The organism is Staphylococcus roterodami (genome assembly GCA_022493055.1).
GTDB classification, from domain to species: domain Bacteria; phylum Bacillota; class Bacilli; order Staphylococcales; family Staphylococcaceae; genus Staphylococcus; species Staphylococcus singaporensis.
The window spans coordinates 2,136,510-2,160,863 of the sequence record CP092781.1 but is presented as its reverse complement, the minus strand read 5'-3'; the positions used below and the strand labels follow the sequence as shown (position 1 = coordinate 2,160,863).

At 35.0% G+C, this 24,354-nt stretch carries 18 protein-coding genes, 2 tRNA genes and 3 rRNA genes; 18 read left to right on the top strand and 5 right to left on the bottom strand.

Translation table 11 applies throughout. The annotated features are described in order from the left end of the window. Positions 1 to 233 precede the first annotated feature (233 nt). A complete protein-coding gene (locus tag ML436_10540; GenBank protein UMT77571.1) occupies positions 234 to 929 on the bottom strand; it encodes a response regulator transcription factor in 696 nt (231 codons plus the stop codon). Continuing rightward, positions 929 to 3,586 carry a sensor histidine kinase KdpD gene (locus ML436_10535; GenBank protein ID UMT77570.1) on the bottom strand — a complete coding sequence of 886 codons (2,658 nt, stop codon included), beginning with the start codon at positions 3,584 to 3,586 and terminating at the stop codon, positions 929 to 931. The genes ML436_10540 and ML436_10535 overlap by 1 nt, the downstream gene beginning before the upstream one ends. 293 nt (positions 3,587 to 3,879) lie before the next feature. Here ML436_10535 and ML436_10530 point away from each other — a divergent pair, with 293 nt between their 5' ends. From ML436_10530 to rrf, 18 genes are all read left to right on the top strand, one after another. After that, complete coding sequence (locus tag ML436_10530; GenBank protein ID UMT77569.1) at positions 3,880 to 4,359, top strand: PH domain-containing protein; 480 nt, start codon at positions 3,880 to 3,882, stop codon at positions 4,357 to 4,359. Continuing rightward, positions 4,352 to 5,944, top strand: a complete 1,593-nt coding sequence (locus ML436_10525; GenBank protein ID UMT77568.1) for a PH domain-containing protein — start codon at positions 4,352 to 4,354, stop codon at positions 5,942 to 5,944. The genes ML436_10530 and ML436_10525 overlap by 8 nt, the downstream gene beginning before the upstream one ends. Beyond that, positions 5,931 to 6,434, top strand: a complete 504-nt coding sequence (locus ML436_10520) for a PH domain-containing protein (GenBank protein ID UMT77567.1) — start codon at positions 5,931 to 5,933, stop codon at positions 6,432 to 6,434. Before ML436_10525 ends, ML436_10520 begins: the two co-directional genes overlap by 14 nt. A 3-nt stretch (positions 6,435 to 6,437) precedes the next feature. Next, entirely contained in the window at positions 6,438 to 6,797 is a 360-nt protein-coding gene (gene acpS, locus ML436_10515) for a holo-ACP synthase (protein ID UMT77566.1), read from the top strand. A gap of 69 nt (positions 6,798 to 6,866) precedes the next feature. Continuing rightward, the gene (gene alr / locus ML436_10510) at positions 6,867 to 8,015 is read left to right on the top strand and encodes an alanine racemase (GenBank protein UMT77565.1); all 1,149 of its coding nucleotides are present in this window, start codon (positions 6,867 to 6,869) and stop codon (positions 8,013 to 8,015) included. Between the two features lie 84 nt (positions 8,016 to 8,099). Beyond that, a complete protein-coding gene (gene mazE / locus ML436_10505) occupies positions 8,100 to 8,270 on the top strand; it encodes a type II toxin-antitoxin system antitoxin MazE (protein UMT77564.1) in 171 nt (56 codons plus the stop codon). Continuing rightward, complete coding sequence (locus tag ML436_10500; protein UMT77563.1) at positions 8,267 to 8,629, top strand: type II toxin-antitoxin system PemK/MazF family toxin; 363 nt, start codon at positions 8,267 to 8,269, stop codon at positions 8,627 to 8,629. Before mazE ends, ML436_10500 begins: the two co-directional genes overlap by 4 nt. A 347-nt stretch (positions 8,630 to 8,976) precedes the next feature. Continuing rightward, positions 8,977 to 9,978 (top strand): PP2C family protein-serine/threonine phosphatase, encoded by a 1,002-nt coding sequence (locus ML436_10495; GenBank protein UMT77562.1) that lies wholly within the window; start codon positions 8,977 to 8,979, stop codon positions 9,976 to 9,978. Positions 9,979 to 10,096: 118 nt separating this feature from the next. Continuing rightward, a complete protein-coding gene (locus tag ML436_10490; protein ID UMT77561.1) occupies positions 10,097 to 10,423 on the top strand; it encodes an anti-sigma factor antagonist in 327 nt (108 codons plus the stop codon). A gap of 1 nt (position 10,424) precedes the next feature. After that, positions 10,425 to 10,904, top strand: coding sequence for an anti-sigma B factor RsbW (gene rsbW, locus ML436_10485; protein UMT77560.1), 480 nt, complete (start codon positions 10,425 to 10,427; stop codon positions 10,902 to 10,904). Then, entirely contained in the window at positions 10,879 to 11,649 is a 771-nt protein-coding gene (gene sigB, locus ML436_10480; protein UMT77559.1) for an RNA polymerase sigma factor SigB, read from the top strand. The genes rsbW and sigB overlap by 26 nt, the downstream gene beginning before the upstream one ends. A 436-nt stretch (positions 11,650 to 12,085) precedes the next feature. Next, positions 12,086 to 14,236, top strand: coding sequence for an RNA-binding transcriptional accessory protein (locus tag ML436_10475; GenBank protein ID UMT77558.1), 2,151 nt, complete (start codon positions 12,086 to 12,088; stop codon positions 14,234 to 14,236). After that, the gene (locus ML436_10470; protein ID UMT77557.1) at positions 14,229 to 14,687 is read left to right on the top strand and encodes a SprT family protein; all 459 of its coding nucleotides are present in this window, start codon (positions 14,229 to 14,231) and stop codon (positions 14,685 to 14,687) included. The genes ML436_10475 and ML436_10470 overlap by 8 nt, the downstream gene beginning before the upstream one ends. 824 nt (positions 14,688 to 15,511) lie before the next feature. Further along, a tRNA-Leu gene (locus tag ML436_10465) sits at positions 15,512 to 15,594 on the top strand. Between the two features lie 22 nt (positions 15,595 to 15,616). Then, positions 15,617 to 15,690 (top strand) — tRNA-Gly (locus tag ML436_10460). Positions 15,691 to 15,808: 118 nt separating this feature from the next. After that, positions 15,809 to 17,359 (top strand): 16S ribosomal RNA (locus tag ML436_10455). Positions 17,360 to 17,829: 470 nt separating this feature from the next. After that, positions 17,830 to 20,752: ribosomal RNA gene (locus ML436_10450) — 23S ribosomal RNA — on the top strand. 72 nt (positions 20,753 to 20,824) lie between these two features. Beyond that, positions 20,825 to 20,939 (top strand): 5S ribosomal RNA (gene rrf / locus ML436_10445). Together the 16S, 23S and 5S rRNA genes with 2 tRNA genes alongside form the textbook arrangement of a ribosomal RNA operon. 182 nt (positions 20,940 to 21,121) lie before the next feature. Here rrf and ilvA read toward each other — a convergent pair. From ilvA to leuC, 3 genes are read right to left on the bottom strand one after another with little or no spacing between them, the layout of a single operon-like run. Further along, positions 21,122 to 22,390: a threonine ammonia-lyase IlvA gene (gene ilvA / locus ML436_10440; protein ID UMT77556.1), complete on the bottom strand. Its 1,269-nt coding sequence runs from the start codon at positions 22,388 to 22,390 to the stop codon at positions 21,122 to 21,124. 14 nt (positions 22,391 to 22,404) lie between these two features. Beyond that, positions 22,405 to 22,977, bottom strand: a complete 573-nt coding sequence (gene leuD, locus ML436_10435) for a 3-isopropylmalate dehydratase small subunit (GenBank protein UMT77555.1) — start codon at positions 22,975 to 22,977, stop codon at positions 22,405 to 22,407. Between the two features lies 1 nt (position 22,978). After that, positions 22,979 to 24,349 carry a 3-isopropylmalate dehydratase large subunit gene (gene leuC, locus ML436_10430; GenBank protein ID UMT77554.1) on the bottom strand — a complete coding sequence of 457 codons (1,371 nt, stop codon included), beginning with the start codon at positions 24,347 to 24,349 and terminating at the stop codon, positions 22,979 to 22,981. Positions 24,350 to 24,354: the final 5 nt, after the last annotated feature.

The window sequence follows — 24,354 nt, the reverse complement described above, 5'->3', positions numbered from 1 at the left end:
AAATTTTCCATCATTCCGATTTATAGTTCGACTTATTTATTGCACAAATTATTTGATAAAATTGACCGAGAATTCTAATTAAGTAAAATTCTAATATTTTTGATTCAACTAATAACGAGCATGTTTTCAATAAAAATGAGTCATAAATTTTATGATAATATCACATCAAATTTAATGGTTGTAAAAAGGACACTGCATATCATAAATAATGGCAGTGTCCTTTTCTAATTAAATTATTTATCTTTCCACTGCAACATTTGATAACCGATGCGTGGATGTGTTTTGATGATGTCTTTAGCATCTGTATGACATTGAGCAAGTTTTTGTCTTAAAGAAGTCATATGAACGCGTAAGCTAGGCATTTCAGTTTTATTTACATAGCCATAAATACGTTTAAGTATCATTTCATATGTTAGCACTTTACCTTTATGTTTGGATAACAATTCTAGCAAACTAAATTCATTTGGTGTCAAATGAACTTCTTGGTTATTGATAATAACTGATTTTGAACCAAAGTCGATGCTTAGTAAACCGTTTGTAAAAATAATATTTGTTTCTTGGTTAGATTTAGCAATTCTTTCAATAACTCTAATTCTTGCACGAAGTTCATCAACATTAAATGGTTTTGTCATATAGTCATTTGCACCATTATCTAATGCTTGAATAATAGTTTGTTCCTCTTGTCTAGCACTTATCACAATAATAGGAATATCAGTGTGCTGTCTAATCTCGGTAATTAAGCATAAACCATCTTTATCTGGTAAGCCTAAGTCTAATAATATGATATCTGGTTTATCAATTTGAATTTTAAAATGTGCACTTGTGGCATTTTCAGCTGTAGTTACAGTGTAATAATCTAAAGTTAGAGCGACATCTAGTAAATGTGTAATTGCATGATCATCTTCAATAATTAATATTTTAGAATGCATTATACGTCTCCTTCACTTAAATCTATATCAATATTGAAATAAAATATACTACCATGTGGTTGATTCATTTTATATTGTAAAGTTGAATGATGTTTATGCAGTATCGTCTGCACTAAATAAAGACCAAGTCCCATACTTTCTTTTTGGTTATCTTTAAAATGTTTATTAACACCAGTGTAAAAAGGTTCAAAAATCTTTTGTTGTTCTTGCGCACTTATACCTGGACCTTCATCAATAACAGAAAATCGAACTTGTTTATCATTAGGTCTATGAATACATAATTTAATAGTCGTGTTGGAAGGCGAATGTTTTATTGCATTTTCAATTAAATTAAATATTGCTTGAAGTATTAATTTACTGTCAATCCTCACAAAATGTATATCTTCAGTTAATGAGATTGTTACATTATCTTTTAAATGACGACGTTTTAAAATAGTATCAATTTCCTCTACTAATTCACTAACTAAATATGGTTGTAATTTGATATAAACATTAGAAGATTGTAATCGAGTTAGTGACAATATATTGGTTACTAAATGATATAAATACTGACTTTCTTGGTAACTATTTAACAATAATTGCTGTTGTTCATTGAACGGCATTAGTTTATTATGTGTCATCAAAATATCTAAATTTCCCATAATAGCTGTTAAAGGTGTACGTATATCATGAGAAATTGAGCGCAAAAAATTAGAATGCGTGAGTTGGCGCTCAGCTTGTAACATAGACTCTCTCGTTTGTTTTAATAATGACACATTCTCAACTGCTAGGGATAGTTCATTTAACATAGATTCAAGTATAGATGCATCATACGGATTAATTGTTTGTGATTGTTGACAATTAATTGCTACTACACCTTTGATAGGGGAAGTACCTATCGGGATGAACCATTGATTAATGCCTGGAAAGGTATCTGTTGTTGCACCTGCTTGGCTTTCGTTTTTGATAACCCAACCTAACACTTGTTCATAATGTTGGTTTTTAAGGTCAATGTCATGTTGCAATGGAATTGTTTTACTGACTTTAGAGTCGTCTATCACGTAAATTGTAATTGATTGTTGCAATAATTGATAAATTTGGTGTCCTGCATTTACCAATAAATCTTTTACTGTATATGTTTGTTTAATCGAAGCATTAAATTGTAATAATAAATCTGTTCGATAGAGTTGCTTTTTAGTAATTGAATACTGAAGTTTAATTTGTTTTAATAAAGCGCTCGTTAAAATACTAGTTAAAATACTTACAATAAATGTAATTGGATAATCAAAGCGATATACTTCAAACGTAAATCTTGGTTCTGTAAAAAAGTAATTAAAAACAAAGACATTCAGTATTGCTGCTAAAAATCCAATCATATACGATTGTGTCCAAATTGATACTAATATGATGCCAATGAGAAAGAGCATTAAGATAATAGTACTGGATTCATATTTATCAAGCTCATATACCCATAAACCCATTAATATAAAAATCATTTGAATCAAAAGCATTTTCAACATATCTATAGCGAATCGTTTACTTTTAGGGCGATAAGGTATTTTATTCGTATTTAATGCGACAGAAATTTGTTTAATAGGAACAATTTCAATTTTATAGTGATGATCAAATGACATTAAGCGATCAATCAATGGTGTATTAAAAAAGTCTACCCATTTATTTCTAATATGTTGTCCGATAATTAATTTGGTTACATCTTGATTTTTACACCATTCGTCTAAAGCTGATGCTACGCTTTTACCGTAGACAACTTTTACTTTAGCGCCTAATGATTTAGCTAGCATAAGATGACGATGAACATGCTTTTGGCTATCATGGTGATGCCTGTTTTTTTCAAAAATATCTATATAAATAGCTGTAAATTTTGCATGTTCTTTTTGGGCAATGCGAAAAGCCTCTTTTATAACCGCTTCATTGTAAATACTGCCACTAATAGCTACAGCAATATGTGGTGTCATAACTGTTTTATGATTATGGCGTAATTTTTCTTTATCACTCATTAAATCAGCGACAGTGCGTAGCGTTAGCGTTCTAAGCTCACTTAAGTGTTCATAAGTAAAAAAATTGCTAAATGCAACTTCAAGACGATCTTTTTTGTATACTTTTCCAGCTTTTAGCCTTTTTATTAATTGGGTAGGTGAAATATCTACAACTTCTAAGACATCTGCGCCAATTATAAAATAATCAGGTACACGTTCTTTTACTTGGACACCAGTCATCGATTCTATTTGGCTACTTAAGCTTTCGATATGCTGAATATTTAATGTTGTATGCACATCTATACCGTGGTTTAAAATTTCTTCAATATCCATGTGTCGTTTTTCATGGCGCTCTCTTGATATATTTGTATGCGCTAACTCATCGATCAGAACAATCGCCGGCGCTTCTTCAATAATACGGTCTATATTCAAATACTGAAAACTATGGCTACCATGTTTTGTGACATTAGTTGCGATTTTGGGTAATTTTTTTGCCAATGCTTCGGTTTCACGACGTTGATGTGGTTCGATATATCCAATTTTTATATCAACACCATTTTGATATAAATCAATCGCATTCGATAGCATCTCAAACGTTTTACCAACACCAGGACTATAACATATATAGATGGTTAGAGATCCACGCTTCTTTCCTATTTTTAGCGATTCAGTGTTCGTCATAACCTTCACCTCGATAGCAATATCATAATATTCTTCACAATTAAATGCTATAAAATTTATTTCTGTATGAGTATCTTAATGAATTCTTAATAACTAATTTTGATAATTAATATTTTTAATCAAATCAACTTGTTACGAAGTGAATGGTTTGAATGAGGTCAGATCAATGCTATCTGTTTTATTTAATCGTCAAGTTATCTTCAATATCGTCATATGCTATAATTAGCAACATATAAAAATAAAAATGAATAGAAATTAAATTTATAGATTCTTGATTTTGAGGAGTGTGACATATGTCTAATCAACTTATAAAGTCTAAAAGCCCTAAGCAGGCTTTGGTATATTACTATATTACAAATGGCTTAGAATTTTTGTTGAGTGTTATTATATATGCCATTTTCTATATAGTATGGTTAAAGTTTGAATGGTCACAATACTTACTTTATATCTTGTTTGTTTTTTGCACCTTTACCGTTTTAAAATTAATTATTAAACCATTATGGCAATACCACTGTCGTTACTATAAAGTAGATCAATCAAGTATTCAGTATCGTACATCTTTTCTAATATATAAAGAAGAAACGAGTCGAATCGAACGATTGCAATATTTGTCGATTAAATCTAATCCATTAAGTCAAATGCTTAAATTGTATAAAGTTGAATTTGTGACAGCTGGTCATTCGATTAGATTACCAATGATGTCAGATAGTGATATTAAAATTATCGAAGAACAAACTCTGTCAAATTTGAAAGGGGTTGAAAGTGATGTCTAAACCTCAAAAGTTACACCCAATTTCATATTTTAACGGTTTAATTAATGCGATTAAACAAAACATTATTGTTTTTATTATCTTTATCTTCTTTCAATTAAAAGATTTTGATTTTTCTGATCCAGTATCGTATTCATGGTCAGGTTTAGTACTAGTATTCTTTTTAATATCATACATTCCTCAAATTATCCAAATTATGAATACGCGCTATTGGATTGAGAATAATACTTTTATTTTGACAACAGGCCTTTTTAATAAGAAACGTAAAGAATTAAATATTAAACGTATCCAGTCTATCGATATGTCACAAGGTGTGGTCAATCAAATTATAGGTGGCGTAAATTTACAAATTAAAACGCCAAGCGATGGAATTGTATTGAGTGTAATATCAAAGAAACAAGGCGAATATCTTGAAAACTACATTGACCAATTACAATCAGAGTTAAAACAAGAAGGACTTCAAATTCAAAATGAATCAAAAACAACGAATCAGGCGGCCATTGACCAACGAGTTGATGAAAATGAAACGGATATGGCGACTAGCGATATAGTTGGCGCTTCGTATTCGAGCCAAACTGTTATTGGCAAAAATAAACGTATTCCAGTATATCAAATGAAATTTAAAGAATTATTATTAATGGCAATGACCAGTGGAGCTATCGGTGTTACGTTAGCAGCTTTAGTTCCAGTTTATGGCGCTGCAAGAGAGTTAATTCCATGGTCAAAACTTAGTTATCAAATTAGTCAATTGGTTCAATTTATAAGTATTACTATTTTGATTGTCGTTTTACTAGTGTTATTAGCGGCATATATTATCGGCACTATTATTACCATGATAAGATTTTATGGGTTCACAGTTATGCAGGAAAATGAACAGCTTAAAATTGAATATGGTTTCTTTAATAAGAAAAGAATGACCGTGCCAACGAAAAGATTGCAAGCTGTTGTTGAGCGTCAGTCATATATACGAAAATTATTTGGTTATACAGCAATACATTTTATAATTACGAGTGACTTTGAAAACAAAAAAATAGACGATGATGAAAATGATGCTGGTAGTGTGATGATTTTGCCGTTTATCAAACGAGACAAAGCATATCAAATTATCCAGCACTTAGTACCAAATTTATCTTATCGACAAGTAAATGAAGGTATGCCTTTGTCAGGCTTCCACAGACATATTTTAATTCCAAGTATTATTGTAATTTCTATAGCAGCAATTGGCTGGTATTTTTGGAATCAATTGCTATGGTTATTTATGATAATAAGTTTATTGATTATTGGTCTATTTGTTCTTAAAGGATATCTTTATGTTAAACATGCAGGTTTTAAAATGACTGAAGATCAAATGACCATACAAAATTTCGAGTTATTTAAACGAAATATTTATTATTTTAAAGAAAATCATATTTTAGGATTTGTTACATGGCAACATCCATTGCTTAAAAGCAACGGCTTAAGTAATTTTAATTTCATCATTGCAAAAGGTATGACAAATGAGTCGATCAAGCTTAAATATGCTCGTAGTGAAGACGTGCAAATGTTGAAGTCATGGTATTTGAGAGGTGAAAATAATGCGTCATTATAATTTTATGTCACCATATGCTAAAAAAGTGATGAGGTTAAGTGCTATACTGGTTTGGGTACCGATTACACTTGTACTTTTAATAGCATTTAATATTTTGAACTGGCTATTTTGGCAGATAATTGATACCTATTTATCCATTGCTAGTAGTATAATTATCATTTTACTAGTAGCTATTTTTACGATTGTCATCGTGCCATTCTATCGATATAAGCATTGTCGATACGCATTTGAAGAGCGCCATTTACGCGTTCGAAACGGCATCTTATTTTTGGATGAAAAGGTGATACCTTATTTTCGTATTCAAAATATAGATATAGATATTGGGCCAATAATGAAGCATTACCGTTTAGCTACTTTAACGCTTTATACAGCAGGTGGTACAGCAAAAATTTCATTAATTGATAGAAGTGAAGCACGTAAATTAAAAAAATGGTTAAATAATGAGATGCATTTAGAAAAAACAAATGAGTATAATAAAAATGAGGAATAATCAATGATACATGGTATTGGTATAGATTTAATCGAAATCGAACGAATCAAAGTGTTATACGATAAGCAACCAAAACTTGTTGACCGTATTTTAACTGAAAATGAACAGCGTAAATTCAATGGTTTTACACATGAACAACGAAAAATTGAATTTTTAGCAGGAAGGTTTGCAACTAAAGAAGCATTTAGCAAAGCCTTAGGCACTGGATTAGGAAAACATATAGCCTTTAATGATATAGATTGTTATAACGATGAACTTGGAAAGCCAAACATTGACTATGAAGGTTTCATCGTTCACGTGAGTATTTCGCATACAGAATATTATGCTGTGAGTCAGGTTATTTTAGAAAAAGATGAATCTTAAGATTTAAAAAATAAGACTTTTAATTTAGCATTGGAATGGAAACAAGAGGATTATATTGGAGGAAGTAATATGTCAGATAAATACTATAGATCTGCGTATATGAATGTAGATTTAAATGCTGTAGCAGCGAATTTTAAAGTATTCAGTACATTACATCAAAATAAAACGATTATGGCTGTCGTAAAAGCAAATGCCTACGGACTAGGTAGTGTTAAAGTTGCACGCCATTTAATGGAACATGGTGCGACATTTTTTGCAGTGGCTACATTAGACGAAGCGATAGAATTAAGAATGCATGGAATAACTGCTAAAATTTTAGTTTTAGGTGTACTACCTACTAAAGATATCGATAAAGCTATACAACATCGTGTTGCCTTAACGGTTCCATCTAAGCAATGGTTAAAAGAAGCGATTAAAAACATTTCTGGAGAACAACAAAAAAAATTATGGTTGCATATTAAATTAGATACGGGCATGGGAAGATTAGGTATTAAAGATATAAAATCATATCAAGAAGTAATCGAAATTATTCAACAATATGATCAACTTGTTTTTGAAGGTGTCTTTACTCATTTTGCGTGTGCAGATGAACCTGGTGATATGACAAATGAACAGTATCAACGCTTTAAAGATATGGTTAACGAGGCAACTAAACCGGAGTATATACATTGTCAAAATTCAGCCGGTGCATTATTAATGGATTGTCAATTTTGTAATGCTGTAAGACCAGGCATTTCATTATATGGTTACTATCCTTCAGAATATGTAAGACAAAAAGTTAAAGTACATTTAAAGCCGAGCGTTCAATTAATTGCAAATGTAGTTCAAACAAAAACATTACAAGCGGGAGAATCTGTAAGTTATGGTGCAACATATACTGCTACAGAACCTACAACGATAGCTTTATTGCCAATCGGGTATGCTGATGGTTATCTACGTATAATGCAAGGTAGTTTTGTAAATGTAAATGGACACCAATGTGAAGTCGTTGGTAGAGTATGTATGGATCAAACAATTGTAAAAGTGCCGGAACAAGTGAAATCAGGTGATTCAGTTATTTTAATAGACAATCATAGAGATAGTCAGCAAGCCGTTGAAGTTGCAGCTGAAAAGCAACATACGATTAATTATGAGGTGCTTTGCAACTTATCTAGACGATTACCACGTATATATCATGACAATGATCAAGTTTTTGTAACAAATGAATTGTTAAAATAATATGGTCAGTGCATATAAAATTTGTTATTATTAGAGTAATTAAAGGTCATTTAATAACTTTTGGAATCAATTGGAGGTTCTCATATGTTATCTTTTAGTCAAAATAGAAGTCATAGCTTAGAACAATCTTTAAAAGAAGGATATTCACAAATGGCTGATTTAAATCTCTCCCTAGCGAACGAAGCTTTTCCAATAGAGTGTGAAGCATGCGATTGCAACGAAACATATTTATCTTCTAACTCAACGAATGAATGATTAGACGAGGAGATGTTTATTTAGCAGATTTATCACCAGTACAGGGATCTGAACAAGGGGGAGTCAGACCTGTTGTCATAATTCAAAATGACACTGGTAATAAATATAGTCCTACAGTTATTGTTGCGGCAATAACTGGTAGGATTAATAAAGCCAAAATACCAACCCATGTAGAGATTGAAAAGAAAAAATATAAACTGGATAAAGATTCAGTAATATTATTAGAACAAATTCGTACACTTGATAAAAAACGTTTAAAAGAAAAGCTGACGTACTTATCAGACAACAAAATGAAAGAAGTAGATAATGCACTAATGATTAGTTTAGGGCTAAACACAATGGCTCATCAGAAAAATTAGGCGTCTATTATATGTATTTTTCAGAGATAAATAAAATATTGATATAAAAGACAATAACTTTATAATAATTATAACTATTGCTATGTTCCTTGAACAAAGTGTTTTTAGAAATAAAGGTATTAGTAATTTTGAGTTATGATAATCATATTTTTTATTATAAAAGGATGTCTTAAGTTTTTTAGGCTTTAGGTATTCCATCCTAAAGTTTTTTTTAGCTTAAAAGTGTCATTTACAGCAAAATTGTAGACGACAATTGTAAATGTGCAATTAATTAAAGTTAGTACGTGAATCATAATTATCCTTGCTCAAGCATTTGCTTTGTAAGGGAAGTGAGGAGGCAACTAATCGTGGAAGAGTTTAAACAACATTATAAAGGTTTAATAGATGAAAGTTTGACTTGCCAAGATAAGGCTGAATTGATAAAGAAGTGTGAAAAATATACTGATGAAGTTATTCGTAAAGATGTATTGCCTGAAGACATTGTTGATATACACAAAAACTATATACTGACATTAAATTTAACACGTGAAGATGTTTTCAAGACATTAGATGTTTTACAAGAAATCGTTAAAGGCTTTGGATATAGTTACCGAGATTATCAAAGATTAGTAGATAAACTCCAAGTTCACGATAAGGAAATAGACTTAGCTTCTAGCTTACAACAAACGATGCTTAAAACAGATATCCCACAATTTGATAGTATTCAAATTGGTGTTATTTCAGTAGCAGCGCAAAAAGTTAGTGGTGATTATTTCAACTTAATCGATCATAACGATGGTACGATGAGCTTTGCTGTTGCGGATGTTATTGGAAAAGGGATACCAGCTGCTTTAGCGATGAGTATGATTAAATTCGGTATGGATTCATATGGACATTCACAATTACCTAGTGATGGCTTAAAGCGTTTAAATAGGGTAGTTGAAAAAAATATTAATCAAAATATGTTTGTAACGATGTTTTACGGATTGTATGAAGAAATGAATCATCTACTGTATTGTAGTTCTGCAGGCCATGAGCCGGGGTATATTTATCGTGCTGAAAAAGAAGAATTTGAAGAAATTTCAGTTAGAGGTAGAGTTTTAGGAATTAGTTCTCAAACACGATATCAACAACAAGAAATTCCAATATATCTTGACGATTTGATTATCATTTTAACGGATGGTGTAACAGAAGCGAGAAATAGTGAAGGTACCTTTATAGATAAACAAAGACTTTTAGAATATATAAAAAAGCATAAACATATGCATCCACAAGATATTGTTCAAATTATCTATGAAGCAATTTTAAAACTTCAGAATCCACATAAAAAAGATGACATGACCATTTTGATTATAAAAAGAGTAAATTAATTTTAAAAAGAAGATTAGAAATTATTTCAATGGGTATATAATAATTTGAAATATATATATGGTGAATACAACACTTAAAATGAAGTTAAATATATTTAATAAGTAGGAGTGTAACGAAATGAATCTTAATATAGAAACAACCACTCAAGATAAATTTTACGAAGTTAAAGTCGGTGGAGAGTTAGATGTTTATACTGTGCCTGAATTAGAAGAGGTTCTAACACCTATGCGCCAGAACGGGACTCGTGACATTTACGTTAACTTAGAAAATGTAAGTTATATGGATTCAACAGGATTAGGTTTATTCGTAGGTACCTTAAAAGCATTAAACCAAAATGATCAAGAGCTATACATTTTAGGTGTGTCAGATCGTATCGGTAGACTATTTGAAATTACTGGTCTAAAGGATTTAATGCATGTTAATGAAGGAACGGAGGTCGAATAACATGCAATCGAAAGAAGATTTTATCGAAATGCGCGTACCAGCATCAGCAGAATATGTAAGTTTAATTCGATTAACACTTTCTGGCGTGTTTTCGAGAGCTGGTGCTACATATGATGATATTGAAGATGCCAAGATTGCAGTGAGTGAAGCTGTAACAAATGCAGTTAAGCATGCATATAAAGAAAAAAATAGTATTGGTATCATAAAAGTATACTTTGAAATTTTAGAGGATAGAATTAAAATTGTGATTTCTGATAAAGGAGATAGTTTTGATTACGAAACTACTAAATCTAAAATAGGCCCATATGATAAAGATGAAAATATAGACTTTTTACGTGAGGGTGGATTAGGTTTATTTTTAATTGAATCATTAATGGATGAAGTGACTGTATATAAAGAATCTGGTGTGACAATCAGTATGACTAAGTATATTAAAAAAGAGCAGGTGCGAAATAATGGCGAAAGAGTCGAAATCAGCTAATGAAGTTTCACCTGAGCAAATTAACCAGTGGATTAAAGAACACCAAGAACATAAGAATACAGATGCACAAGATAAATTAGTTAGACATTATCAAAAACTAATTGAATCATTAGCATATAAATATTCTAAAGGACAATCACATCATGAAGATTTAGTTCAAGTTGGTATGGTTGGTTTAATAGGTGCCATAAATAGATTCGATATGTCCTTTGAACGGAAGTTTGAAGCCTTTTTAGTACCTACTGTAATCGGTGAAATTAAAAGATATTTACGAGACAAAACATGGAGTGTACATGTTCCAAGACGTATCAAAGAAATAGGACCTAGAATAAAGAAGGTAAGCGATGAACTAACGACAGAATTAGAACGTTCGCCTTCTATTAGTGAAATAGCTGATCGCTTAGAAGTTTCGGAAGAAGAAGTACTCGAAGCGATGGAAATGGGCCAAAGTTACAATGCACTAAGTGTCGACCATTCCATAGAAGCGGACAAAGATGGATCAACAGTTACTTTGTTAGATATTATGGGCCAACAAGACGACCATTATGATTTAACGGAAAAACGTATGATACTTGAAAAAATCTTACCGATATTATCTGATCGTGAGCGGGAAATTATCCAATGCACGTTTATTGAAGGCTTAAGTCAAAAAGAAACAGGTGAACGTATCGGTCTAAGTCAAATGCATGTATCAAGACTACAAAGAACAGCAATTAAGAAATTACAAGAAGCAGCACATCAATAATTTTTAGTACTATTGATGTGTTTTATCATGAAAAATTCATACAATTACCTCTTGATTAGAATATAAGAATCAAGAGGTATTTTTTAATTGGACAGCCTTTAAAAGTGTATATAAGAAAGAGATGTTTTAAAGGTGTGTCGATTCTAAATGTTATAACATACTGTTAATGTTTAAGGTGACATTATCATTTTGCAAAGTGTTAATTAAGTGAAATTGTCTGATGTTGTTTCAAGTAGTTGTAAACAAATTGATGTGAAACTTTTTTAATAACCGAAGAATGAATTTAAATATGTTTTGATTCAAAACTTAGATTCTAGAGATTTTAGGTTTTAGAGATTTGAATTTGAAAGTTGTAATTAACACCTTAATTTAATTGGGCTTTTAAATAATATGTTAAAATAAATGAGTAAATTTTAGAAAAGTGTGGGTTTAGTAAATGGACAATCAATTGATTAATTCAATCATAGAGAAATATCAATTTAGTAAAAAACAAATTGAAGCGGTACTAACATTAGTTGAAGAAAAAAATACAGTACCATTTATTGCGAGATATAGAAAAGAACAAACAGGTGGCCTAGATGAAGTTCAAATAAAGCAAATTGATGATGAATATCAATACATGGTCAATTTACAAAAACGTAAAGAGGAAGTAATCAAAAATATAGAACAACAAGGATTACTTACTGAAGAATTAAAAAAAGATATTTTAAAACAGAATAAATTACAACGTGTTGAAGACTTATATCGACCTTTTAAACAAAAGAAAAAGACAAGAGCGACTGAGGCGAAGCGTAAAGGCTTAGAACCATTTGCTACTTGGATGAAAGGGCGCAAACATGACATATCAATTAAAGAAAAAGCACAACAATTTCTAACTGAAGAAGTTAAAGCTGTTGAAGATGCTATAAAAGGCGCACAAGATATAATTGCAGAATTGATTTCAGATAATCCCAAATATAGAACTAAAATATTAAAAGATATGTATCACCAAGGTGTGTTAACTACATCTAAAAAGAAAAATGCTGAAGATGAAAAAGGTATTTTTGAAATGTACTATGAATACAGTGAGCCGATAAAACGTATTGCAAATCATAGAGTGTTAGCTGTAAACCGTGGTGAAAAAGAGAAGGTCTTAACTGTTAAGTTTGAGTTTGATACCACGTCAGTAGAAGATTTCATTGCACGTCAAGAAATCACTCAAGACAATGCAAATCGTAGTTACATTTTGGATGCGATTAAAGATAGCTTGAAACGTTTAATTGTACCTTCAATCGAGAGAGAAATTCATGCTGATTTAACAGAAAAAGCTGAAAATCATGCAATTGATGTATTTAGTGAGAATTTAAGAAATTTATTATTGCAACCACCAATGAAAGGTAAACAAATATTAGGCGTCGATCCTGCATTTAGAACAGGTTGCAAATTAGCAGTCATTAATCCATTCGGAACATTTATAGCGAAGGGTGTGATTTATCCTCATCCACCTGTATCAAAAAAAGAAGCAGCAGAGAAAGATTTTGTACAAATGGTTAAAGCGTATGATGTACAATTAATCGCTATTGGTAATGGTACAGCAAGTCGAGAAACAGAACAATTTGTTGCGGATACTATTAAAAAGTATGAACTGCCAGTACAATTCATTATTGTTAATGAAGCAGGTGCTTCAGTATATTCAGCATCAGAAATTGCTAGAGATGAATTTCCGGATTTTCAAGTTGAAGAGAGAAGTGCAGTATCAATTGGAAGACGTGTTCAAGATCCGTTAAGTGAATTAGTTAAGATTGACCCAAAATCAATAGGTGTCGGTCAGTATCAACACGATGTAAATCAGAAATCATTAGAAAATGCATTAACTTTCGTTGTTGAAACAGCAGTTAACCAAGTAGGCGTGGATGTTAATACAGCATCATCCTCATTGTTACAATATGTATCGGGTTTAAGTTCGCAAATAGCTAAAAATATCATTGCATATAGAGAAGAAAATGGAGCAATTAAACATAATAAAGAATTAAGTAAGATTAAACGTTTAGGTGCAAAAACATTCGAGCAAAGTATCGGATTTTTAAGAATTATAGATGGTACTGAGCCATTAGATAATACATCAATTCATCCAGAAAGCTATAAAGTGACATATCAACTACTAGAAAAACTTGGATTTAGTGGTAATGATTTAGGAAGCAATGAATTAAAATCCAAGTTAAACTCATTAAATATGGATGCACTCGCGGATGAACTACAAATTGGTAAGCCTACACTAGAAGATATTATTAAATCATTGAAAGCACCTAATAGAGATCCAAGGGACAAATTTGAAACGCCAATTCTTAAATCAGATGTATTATCAATTGAAGATTTAAAAGAAGGTATGAAATTAAGTGGGACAGTCCGAAATGTAGTAGATTTTGGAGCGTTTGTTGATATAGGTGTTAAGCAAGATGGTCTTGTGCATGTTTCGAAGCTGTCTAAGAAATTTGTGAAAAATCCAATGGATATAGTGAGTGTTGGTGATATCGTTGACGTTTGGATTTATAGTATCGATAAAAATAAAGACAAAGTATCATTAACGATGATTGATCCACATGAATAATGAAATATTGCAACAAATGATTGAGAAGCTTTCTGAAGAAAAATTTGGACGAAAGTTTCAGCATCAAGCATACTTTAATAATAGGTTACGTACCACAGGTGGTCGTTATCTTTTAAAGTCACATGATATAGAAATTAATCCTAAACAATATGAACATTATGGTAAAGAAGCTATTGTAAAAATTATATTGCATGAACTGTGTCATTATCATCTGCATATTGCAGGTAAAGGTTACCAACATAAAGATCAAGATTTTAAACGTTTGAGTCAACAAGTAGGTGCACCAAGATTTTGTAATAGCATAGAAAGCTATCAACAACGTGCAAATTATGAATATTATTGCACTAAATGTCATGCAAAATATTTAAGAATCCGTAAAGTTGATACAAAACGAATGCGTTGTGGACATTGCAATGGCCATTTAAGATTAAAAAAACATTTGAAGGAATAATAAGATGAATAGAACTGTTGATTCTATACAATGTATTGCGTCAATTCTAGTGAAATTTACGTAAAGGGTATAGCAATAAAATAATGTGCTGTTTAATTCTTAAATATTTACACTGTACTATGTGATACTGTGTAACTGACATTTGTAGTCAAGATTATCGTAATTAGATACTACGTTAATCTTGGCTTATTTTGTTTTAGTAAAGATAAATATAGAAATAATAATTAGACATTACATAGTACCTTAAATGAATTGAATGTATTATGCAGGAAAGTTATGAAGTAATCGTAAGGATAAGTATTCAAGGGAAGTTTTGAAATAATTGATGATAATGATTTGAAAATTGGTGACTTGTAAGTAAAAGTTTTAGAAGTCTATGTTTAATTTGTTGAGAAAATTCATTTGGAGGGTTTTAGCAAAGGAGACTAGAAATTATAGCGCATTTTAGTGATGAATTATATGTAAACTTTACTAAATTAAAGCTTTAAAGTGTTATAAAAGATAATTATACAATTTTAATGGTGATTTTGTTGAACTTTTCTATTGACTGAATGACTTATAGTTAGTATGATTAAACACGTTCCTTAAAAAAGAACGAATTAAATAACATCTCATTTAAACAGATGATTATTATAAAAATAAGTTATAAAATGTATTGACAATAAGTACTAAATGTTTTAAAATAAATAACGTTGTGTTAACAACTGATAACATAATTTAATTTAATGTAAAAAAACGATTAAAAGTTATTGACAAATATTTCGAAAGATAATATAATAAATATCGTTCTAAAAAAACGAAAGATGTTTTAAATGCCTTTATCCGCGGTCGTGGCGGAATGGCAGACGCGCTAGGTTGAGGGCCTAGTGGGAGAAATCCCGTGGAGGTTCAAGTCCTCTCGGCCGCATCACAATTACTTAATTAAATAAGCGGGTGTAGTTTAATGGCAAAACCTCAGCCTTCCAAGCTGATGTTGTGGGTTCGATTCCCATCACCCGCTCCATAGATGAATTTAATGAACATTGAAAACTGAATGACAATATGTCAACGTTAATTCCAAAAACGTAACTATAAGTTACAAACATTATTTAGTATTTATGAGCTAATCAAACATCATAATTTTTATGGAGAGTTTGATCCTGGCTCAGGATGAACGCTGGCGGCGTGCCTAATACATGCAAGTCGAGCGAACGGACGAGAAGCTTGCTTCTCTGATGTTAGCGGCGGACGGGTGAGTAACACGTGGATAACCTACCTATAAGACTGGGATAACTTCGGGAAACCGGAGCTAATACCGGATAATATTTTGAACCGCATGGTTCAAAAGTGAAAGACGGTCTTGCTGTCACTTATAGATGGATCCGCGCTGCATTAGCTAGTTGGTAAGGTAACGGCTTACCAAGGCAACGATGCATAGCCGACCTGAGAGGGTGATCGGCCACACTGGAACTGAGACACGGTCCAGACTCCTACGGGAGGCAGCAGTAGGGAATCTTCCGCAATGGGCGAAAGCCTGACGGAGCAACGCCGCGTGAGTGATGAAGGTCTTCGGATCGTAAAACTCTGTTATTAGGGAAGAACATATGTGTAAGTAACTGTGCACATCTTGACGGTACCTAATCAGAAAGCCACGGCTAACTACGTGCCAGCAAACTGGTAATACGTAGGTGGCAAGCGTTATCCGGAATTATTGGGCGTAAAGCGCGCGTAGGCGGTTTTTTAAGTCTGATGTGAAAGCCCACGGCTCAACCGTGGAGGGTCATTGGAAACTGGAAAACTTGAGTGCAGAAGAGGAAAGTGGAATTCCATGTGTAGCGGTGAAATGCGCAGAGATATGGAGGAACACCAGTGGCGAAGGCGACTTTCTGGTCTGTAACTGACGCTGATGTGCGAAAGCGTGGGGATCAAACAGGATTAGATACCCTGGTAGTCCACGCCGTAAACGATGAGTGCTAAGTGTTAGGGGGTTTCCGCCCCTTAGTGCTGCAGCTAACGCATTAAGCACTCCGCCTGGGGAGTACGACCGCAAGGTTGAAACTCAAAGGAATTGACGGGGACCCGCACAAGCGGTGGAGCATGTGGTTTAATTCGAAGCAACGCGAAGAACCTTACCAAATCTTGACATCCTTTGACAACTCTAGAGATAGAGCCTTCCCCTTCGGGGGACAAAGTGACAGGTGGTGCATGGTTGTCGTCAGCTCGTGTCGTGAGATGTTGGGTTAAGTCCCGCAACGAGCGCAACCCTTAAGCTTAGTTGCCATCATTAAGTTGGGCACTCTAAGTTGACTGCCGGTGACAAACCGGAGGAAGGTGGGGATGACGTCAAATCATCATGCCCCTTATGATTTGGGCTACACACGTGCTACAATGGACAATACAAAGGGCAGCGAAACCGCGAGGTCAAGCAAATCCCATAAAGTTGTTCTCAGTTCGGATTGTAGTCTGCAACTCGACTACATGAAGCTGGAATCGCTAGTAATCGTAGATCAGCATGCTACGGTGAATACGTTCCCGGGTCTTGTACACACCGCCCGTCACACCACGAGAGTTTGTAACACCCGAAGCCGGTGGAGTAACCTTTTAGGAGCTAGCCGTCGAAGGTGGGACAAATGATTGGGGTGAAGTCGTAACAAGGTAGCCGTATCGGAAGGTGCGGCTGGATCACCTCCTTTCTAAGGATATATTCGGAACATCTTCTTCAGAAGATGCGGAATAACGTGACATATTGTATTCAGTTTTGAATGTTTATTCAACATTCAAATACTTTTTGGCAAAGTGATATTGCTAAAGCAAGTTCTAGACAATAGTTTCTTTTAAAGAAAGCGATTGTCAGACAATGCGTTGAGATAAATTAAAGCGGAGTTTACTTTGTGTAAATGAGCATTTAATTTAATGAAAACAAAGCAGTATGCGAACGCTTTACTAAAAAGAAATTGTACATTGAAAACTAGATAAGTAAGTAAAATATAGATTTTACCAAGCAAAACCGAGTGAATAAAGAGTTTTAAATAAGCTTGAATTCATAAGAAATAATCGCTAGTGTTCGAAAGAACACTCACAAGATTAATAACGCGTTTAAATCTTTTTATATAAGAACTTAGCTTTATGCTAGCGTTTGACTTATAAAAATGGTGGAAACATAGATTAAGTTATTAAGGGCGCACGGTGGATGCCTTGGCACTAGAAGCCGATGAAGGACGTTACTAACGACGATATGCTTTGGGAAGCTGTAAGTAAGCTTTGATCCAGAGATTTCCGAATGGGGAAACCCAGCATGAGTTATGTCATGTTATCGATATGTGAATACATAGCATATCAGAAGGCACACCCGGAGAACTGAAACATCTTAGTACCCGGAGGAAGAGAAAGAAAATTCGATTCCCTTAGTAGCGGCGAGCGAAACGGGAAGAGCCCAAACCAACAAGCTTGCTTGTTGGGGTTGTAGGACACTCTATACGGAGTTACAAAGGACGATATTAGACGAATCATCTGGAAAGATGAATCAAAGAAGGTAATAATCCTGTAGTCGAAAATATTGTCTCTCTTGAGTGGATCCTGAGTACGACGGAGCACGTGAAATTCCGTCGGAATCTGGGAGGACCATCTCCTAAGGCTAAATACTCTCTAGTGACCGATAGTGAACCAGTACCGTGAGGGAAAGGTGAAAAGCACCCCGGAAGGGGAGTGAAATAGAACCTGAAACCGTGTGCTTACAAGTAGTCAGAGCCCGTTAATGGGTGATGGCGTGCCTTTTGTAGAATGAACCGGCGAGTTACGATTTGATGCAAGGTTAAGCAGTAAATGTGGAGCCGTAGCGAAAGCGAGTCTGAATAGGGCGTTTAGTATTTGGTCGTAGACCCGAAACCAGGTGATCTACCCTTGGTCAGGTTGAAGTTCAGGTAACACTGAATGGAGGACCGAACCGACTTACGTTGAAAAGTGAGCGGATGAACTGAGGGTAGCGGAGAAATTCCAATCGAACCTGGAGATAGCTGGTTCTCTCCGAAATAGCTTTAGGGCTAGCCTCAAGTGATGATTATTGGAGGTAGAGCACTGTTTGGACGAGGGGCCCTTCTCGGGTTACCGAATTCAGACAAACTCCGAATGCCAATTAATTTAACTTGGGAGTCAGAACATGGGTGATAAGGTCCGTGTTCGAAAGGGAAACAGCCCAGACCACCAGCTAAGGTCCCAAAATATATGTTAAGTGGAAAAGGATGTGGCGTTGCCCAGACAACTAGGATGTTGGCTTAGAAGCAGCCATCATTTAAAGAGTGCGTAATAGCTCACTAGTCGAGTGACACTGCGCCGAAAATGTACCGGGGCTAAACATATTACCGAAGCTGTGGATTGTCCTTTGGACAATGGTAGGAGAGCGTTCTAAGGGCGTTGAAGCATGATCGCAAGGACATGTGGAGCGCTTAGAAGTGAGAATGCCGGTGTGAGTAGCGAAAGACGGGTGAGAATCCCGTCCACCGATTGACTAAGGTTTCCAGAGGAAGGCTCGTCCGCTCTGGGTTAGTCGGGTCCTAAGCTGAGGCCGACAGGCGTAGGCGATGGATAACAGGTTGATATTCCTGTACCACCTATAATCGTTTTAATCGATGGGGGGACGCAGTAGGATAGGCGAAGCGTGCGATTGGATTGCACGTCTAAGCAGTAAGGCTGAGTATTAGGCAAATCCGGTACTCATTAAGGCTAAGCTGTGATGGGGAGAAGACATTGTGTCTTCGAGTCGTTGATTTCACACTGCCGAGAAAAGCCTCTAGATAGAAAATAGGTGCCCGTACCGCAAACCGACACAGGTAGTCAAGATGAGAATTCTAAGGTGAGCGAGCGAACTCTCGTTAAGGAACTCGGCAAAATGACCCCGTAACTTCGGGAGAAGGGGTGCTCTTTAGGGTTAACGCCCAGAAGAGCCGCAGTGAATAGGCCCAAGCGACTGTTTATCAAAAACACAGGTCTCTGCTAAACCGTAAGGTGATGTATAGGGGCTGACGCCTGCCCGGTGCTGGAAGGTTAAGAGGAGTGGTTAGCTTCTGCGAAGCTACGAATCGAAGCCCCAGTAAACGGCGGCCGTAACTATAACGGTCCTAAGGTAGCGAAATTCCTTGTCGGGTAAGTTCCGACCCGCACGAAAGGCGTAACGATTTGGGCACTGTCTCAACGAGAGACTCGGTGAAATCATAGTACCTGTGAAGATGCAGGTTACCCGCGACAGGACGGAAAGACCCCGTGGAGCTTTACTGTAGCCTGATATTGAAATTCGGCACAGCTTGTACAGGATAGGTAGGAGCCTTTGAAACGTGAGCGCTAGCTTACGTGGAGGCGCTGGTGGGATACTACCCTAGCTGTGTTGGCTTTCTAACCCGCACCACTTATCGTGGTGGGAGACAGTGTCAGGCGGGCAGTTTGACTGGGGCGGTCGCCTCCTAAAAGGTAACGGAGGCGCTCAAAGGTTCCCTCAGAATGGTTGGAAATCATTCATAGAGTGTAAAGGCATAAGGGAGCTTGACTGCGAGACCTACAAGTCGAGCAGGGTCGAAAGACGGACTTAGTGATCCGGTGGTTCCGCATGGAAGGGCCATCGCTCAACGGATAAAAGCTACCCCGGGGATAACAGGCTTATCTCCCCCAAGAGTTCACATCGACGGGGAGGTTTGGCACCTCGATGTCGGCTCATCGCATCCTGGGGCTGTAGTCGGTCCCAAGGGTTGGGCTGTTCGCCCATTAAAGCGGTACGCGAGCTGGGTTCAGAACGTCGTGAGACAGTTCGGTCCCTATCCGTCGTGGGCGTAGGAAATTTGAGAGGAGCTGTCCTTAGTACGAGAGGACCGGGATGGACATACCTCTGGTGTACCAGTTGTCGTGCCAACGGCATAGCTGGGTAGCTATGTGTGGACGGGATAAGTGCTGAAAGCATCTAAGCATGAAGCCCCCCTCAAGATGAGATTTCCCAACTTCGGTTATAAGATCCCTCAAAGATGATGAGGTTAATAGGTTCGAGGTGGAAGCATGGTGACATGTGGAGCTGACGAATACTAATCGATCGAAGACTTAATCAAATTAAATGTTTTGCGAAGCAAAATCACTTTTACTTACTATCTAGTTTTGAATGTATAATCTACATTCATATGTCTGGTGACTATAGCAAGGAGGTCACACCTGTTCCCATGCCGAACACAGAAGTTAAGCTCCTTAGCGTCGATGGTAGTTGGACTTACGTTCCGCTAGAGTAGAACGTTGCCAGGCAAGAAATGGATGCGATGAGCCGCATTGAGACCGTAAGGTCTCTTTTTTTATGTCTTGAATCGTAAAAAGCAAACACATGGTATACAAAGCGTGCAACCTCAATAATGTAAAGCATAATAAAAAGCAGTCATAAGATGATTTCAATTAGGAACCAATTTATGACTGCTTTTCTTACTATATTGTTAAATTAACAATGAGTATAACATTTTATTTTCATTGATATAAATATTGGAAGGATCGAAATGATTAACTCGTTGTTTAAGTTGTAATAAATCATCGTGATCTTTTAGCTGAATTCCTATAATGACAGTACCTGTATTTTGAGAAGATTTTTTTAAGTATTCAAATTTTGTAATATCGTCTTGTGGGCCTAAAACATCATTTACAAATTCTCTCAATGCACCAGGGCGTTGAGGGAAGTTTAAAATAAAATAATGTTTCATTTCTTCATATAATAAAGAACGTTCTTCAATTTCCTTCATACGATTAATATCATTATTACCACCACTAATGACACAAACAACGGTTTTACCCTTAATGTGGTCTTTGTAGTTTTCAAGAGCACTCACACTTAATGCGCCAGCAGGTTCTGCTACAATTGCTTGTTTTGAATACATATCTAAAATCGTAGAACAAACTGCACCTTCATCTACTTGAACGTAATCATCTACATTTTCTTTTGCAATTTCAAATGTAATATCACCAACTCTAGCTACAGATGCACCGTCCACAAATTTATCGATATTAGGCAATGTGACTACCTGATTATTTACGACAACAGATTCATACATACTACTTGCACCTGAAGGTTCAACACCTATAATTTTCGTAGTAGGTGAATAGGTTTTAAAGTAAGTACTAATACCTGAAATTAATCCACCACCACCAATCGCGGCGAATAAATAATCAAAAGTGACATTGTCTGACTTTGCTTGTTCTAGCATTTCTTTAGCAAGCGTACCTTGTCCAGAAATTGTATATACATTATTAAAAGGGTCTATAAAGTTCATATTATGTTCGCTAGTATATGTTAACGCTTCAGCTAAACAATGATCAAAAGTATCACCTGTTAGAACAACTTCAACATTACTGTTTCCAAAGAACTTTACTTGATTTACTTTTTGTAATGGTGTAGTGACTGGCATAAAGATAACTGCTTTTAAATTAAGTTTTTTAGCGGTATAGGCAATACCTTGTGCATGATTACCTGCACTCGCACATGTAATTCCTTTACTTTTGGCTTCTTCCGATAAAACAGAAATTGCATTGTAAGCACCCCTTAATTTAAAAGAACGTACCCACTGTAAATCTTCTCGTTTTAAATAAACTTTACAATCATACTTTTGAGATAAGTAATGGTCTAATTGTAAAGGCGTTTCTTTGACGATATCTTTTAGCCTTAAAAATGCTTCATCGATATCTTTCGTGGAAACTGTAGTTTTGACTGTCATAATATTCAACTCCCTTAAAGTGATTGTTCATATTTTTCTATTAATGCTTCATATTGTAGGGTTATTGCAATGTCATCTAATCCATTTACTAATTTATTTTTCCATGTTTCATCGATATCGAAATGGAAACTTTTATCTGACGATGACACAGTTTGATTTGGTAAATCTATTTCAATTTCCTCATATTGTGCAAGATGTTCACGGGCACTTTTTTCTAAAACGATAGGCAACATCGCATTTTTAGTGCAATTCATATAAAATATGTCACTGAAACTTCCTGCAATAATAATATGAAAACCATAGTCCTTAAGAGCCCAAGCAGCATGTTCACGACTTGAACCGCATCCAAAATTATCTCCTGTAATTAAAATAGATGCCCCTTTATATTGTGGTTTGTTAGGATTGAAATCTGGATTATCTGAACCATCTGGTAAATAACGCCATTCATCAAAAGCGAATGGACCGAAACCACTTTTTGAAATTCGTTTTAAGTGAACTTTAGGAATAATTTGATCTGTATCAATATTGTCATTGAATAGTGGAACAATTTTTCCTTTATATGTCGTAATAGGTTTGATTGCTGACATGTTAAACAACCACCTTTCTTACATCTACAAACTTACCATGAATGGCTGCTGCCGCTGCCATAGCAGGGGATACAAGATGAGTTCTGGCCCCTTTACCTTGTCGTCCTTCAAAGTTTCTGTTACTTGTAGAAGCGCAATGTACACCATCAGGTACTTGGTCTGGGTTCATACCTAAACACATTGAACATCCTGGCTCGCGCCATTCAAATCCGGCATTTTTAAATATAGTATCTAGACCTAGTTTTTCAGCTTCTTTTTTAACAGTACGAGATCCTGGAACGACAATAGCTGTAATATTTGGATGTACTTTATTACCTTTAACAATATGACTAGCTTCAATTAAATCTGAAAGTCTAGCATTTGTACATGAACCAAGGAAGACATATCCTAAGTTGATGTCTTCAGCTTTTTGACCAGGTTGTAATCCCATATAATCATATGCACGTTGGTCGTTGATATCATTGATTTCTGGAAATGGCTCGCTGAAATTAACACCCATTTCAGGATTTGTACCCCAAGTTACTTGTGGTTCTAATGTGGTAACATCAAGTTCGATAACACGATCAAATATTGCATCGTCATCAGAATAAAGTTCTCTCCAACTATCGACTGATTTAGTAAAATTTTCTGCAAAAGGGCGGCCTTTAACATATTCAAATGTTGTTTCATCAGGTTGAATAATGCCGTATTTTGCGCCACCTTCAATTGCCATATTACATATGGTCATTCTGCCATCCATTGAAAGATTTTTAATTGTTTCTCCAGTAAATTCCAAAGCATAGCCTGTACCAAAATCAACACCGTATGTTTTGATTAAATGTAGAATAATGTCTTTAGCATAGACACCAGTAGGCAAGGTGCCATTTATATCAATTTTTAAATTTTTGGGCTTTGTTTGCCAAAGTGTCTGTGTTGCAAAGACATGTTCAACTTCACTTGTCCCAATTCCGAAAGCAATTGCCCCAAATGCACCATGTGTTGCTGTATGTGAATCACCACAAACAATCGTTTTACCTGGTTGTGTTAATCCTGTTTCAGGACCAACCATATGCACGATTCCTTGTTCATCAGAGCCCATATCAAAAATATGCACACCAAAGTCTGTAGCATTTCTTTGTAGTGTTGTGATTTGCTTGTTAGCAATTTCATCTTTAATATTAAAAATATCAATGGTAGGAACATTGTGATCAAGTGTTGCAAATGTTAAATCTGGGCGTCTTAATTTTCTATTTTGAAGTCTAAGTCCTTCAAATGCTTGAGGAGAAGTAACTTCATGTATAAGGTGTAAATCAATGTATAATAGTTGAGGTTCGCCCAATTTACCGTATAACACATGTTTATTCCACACCTTGTCAAATAATGTTTGACCCATTTACA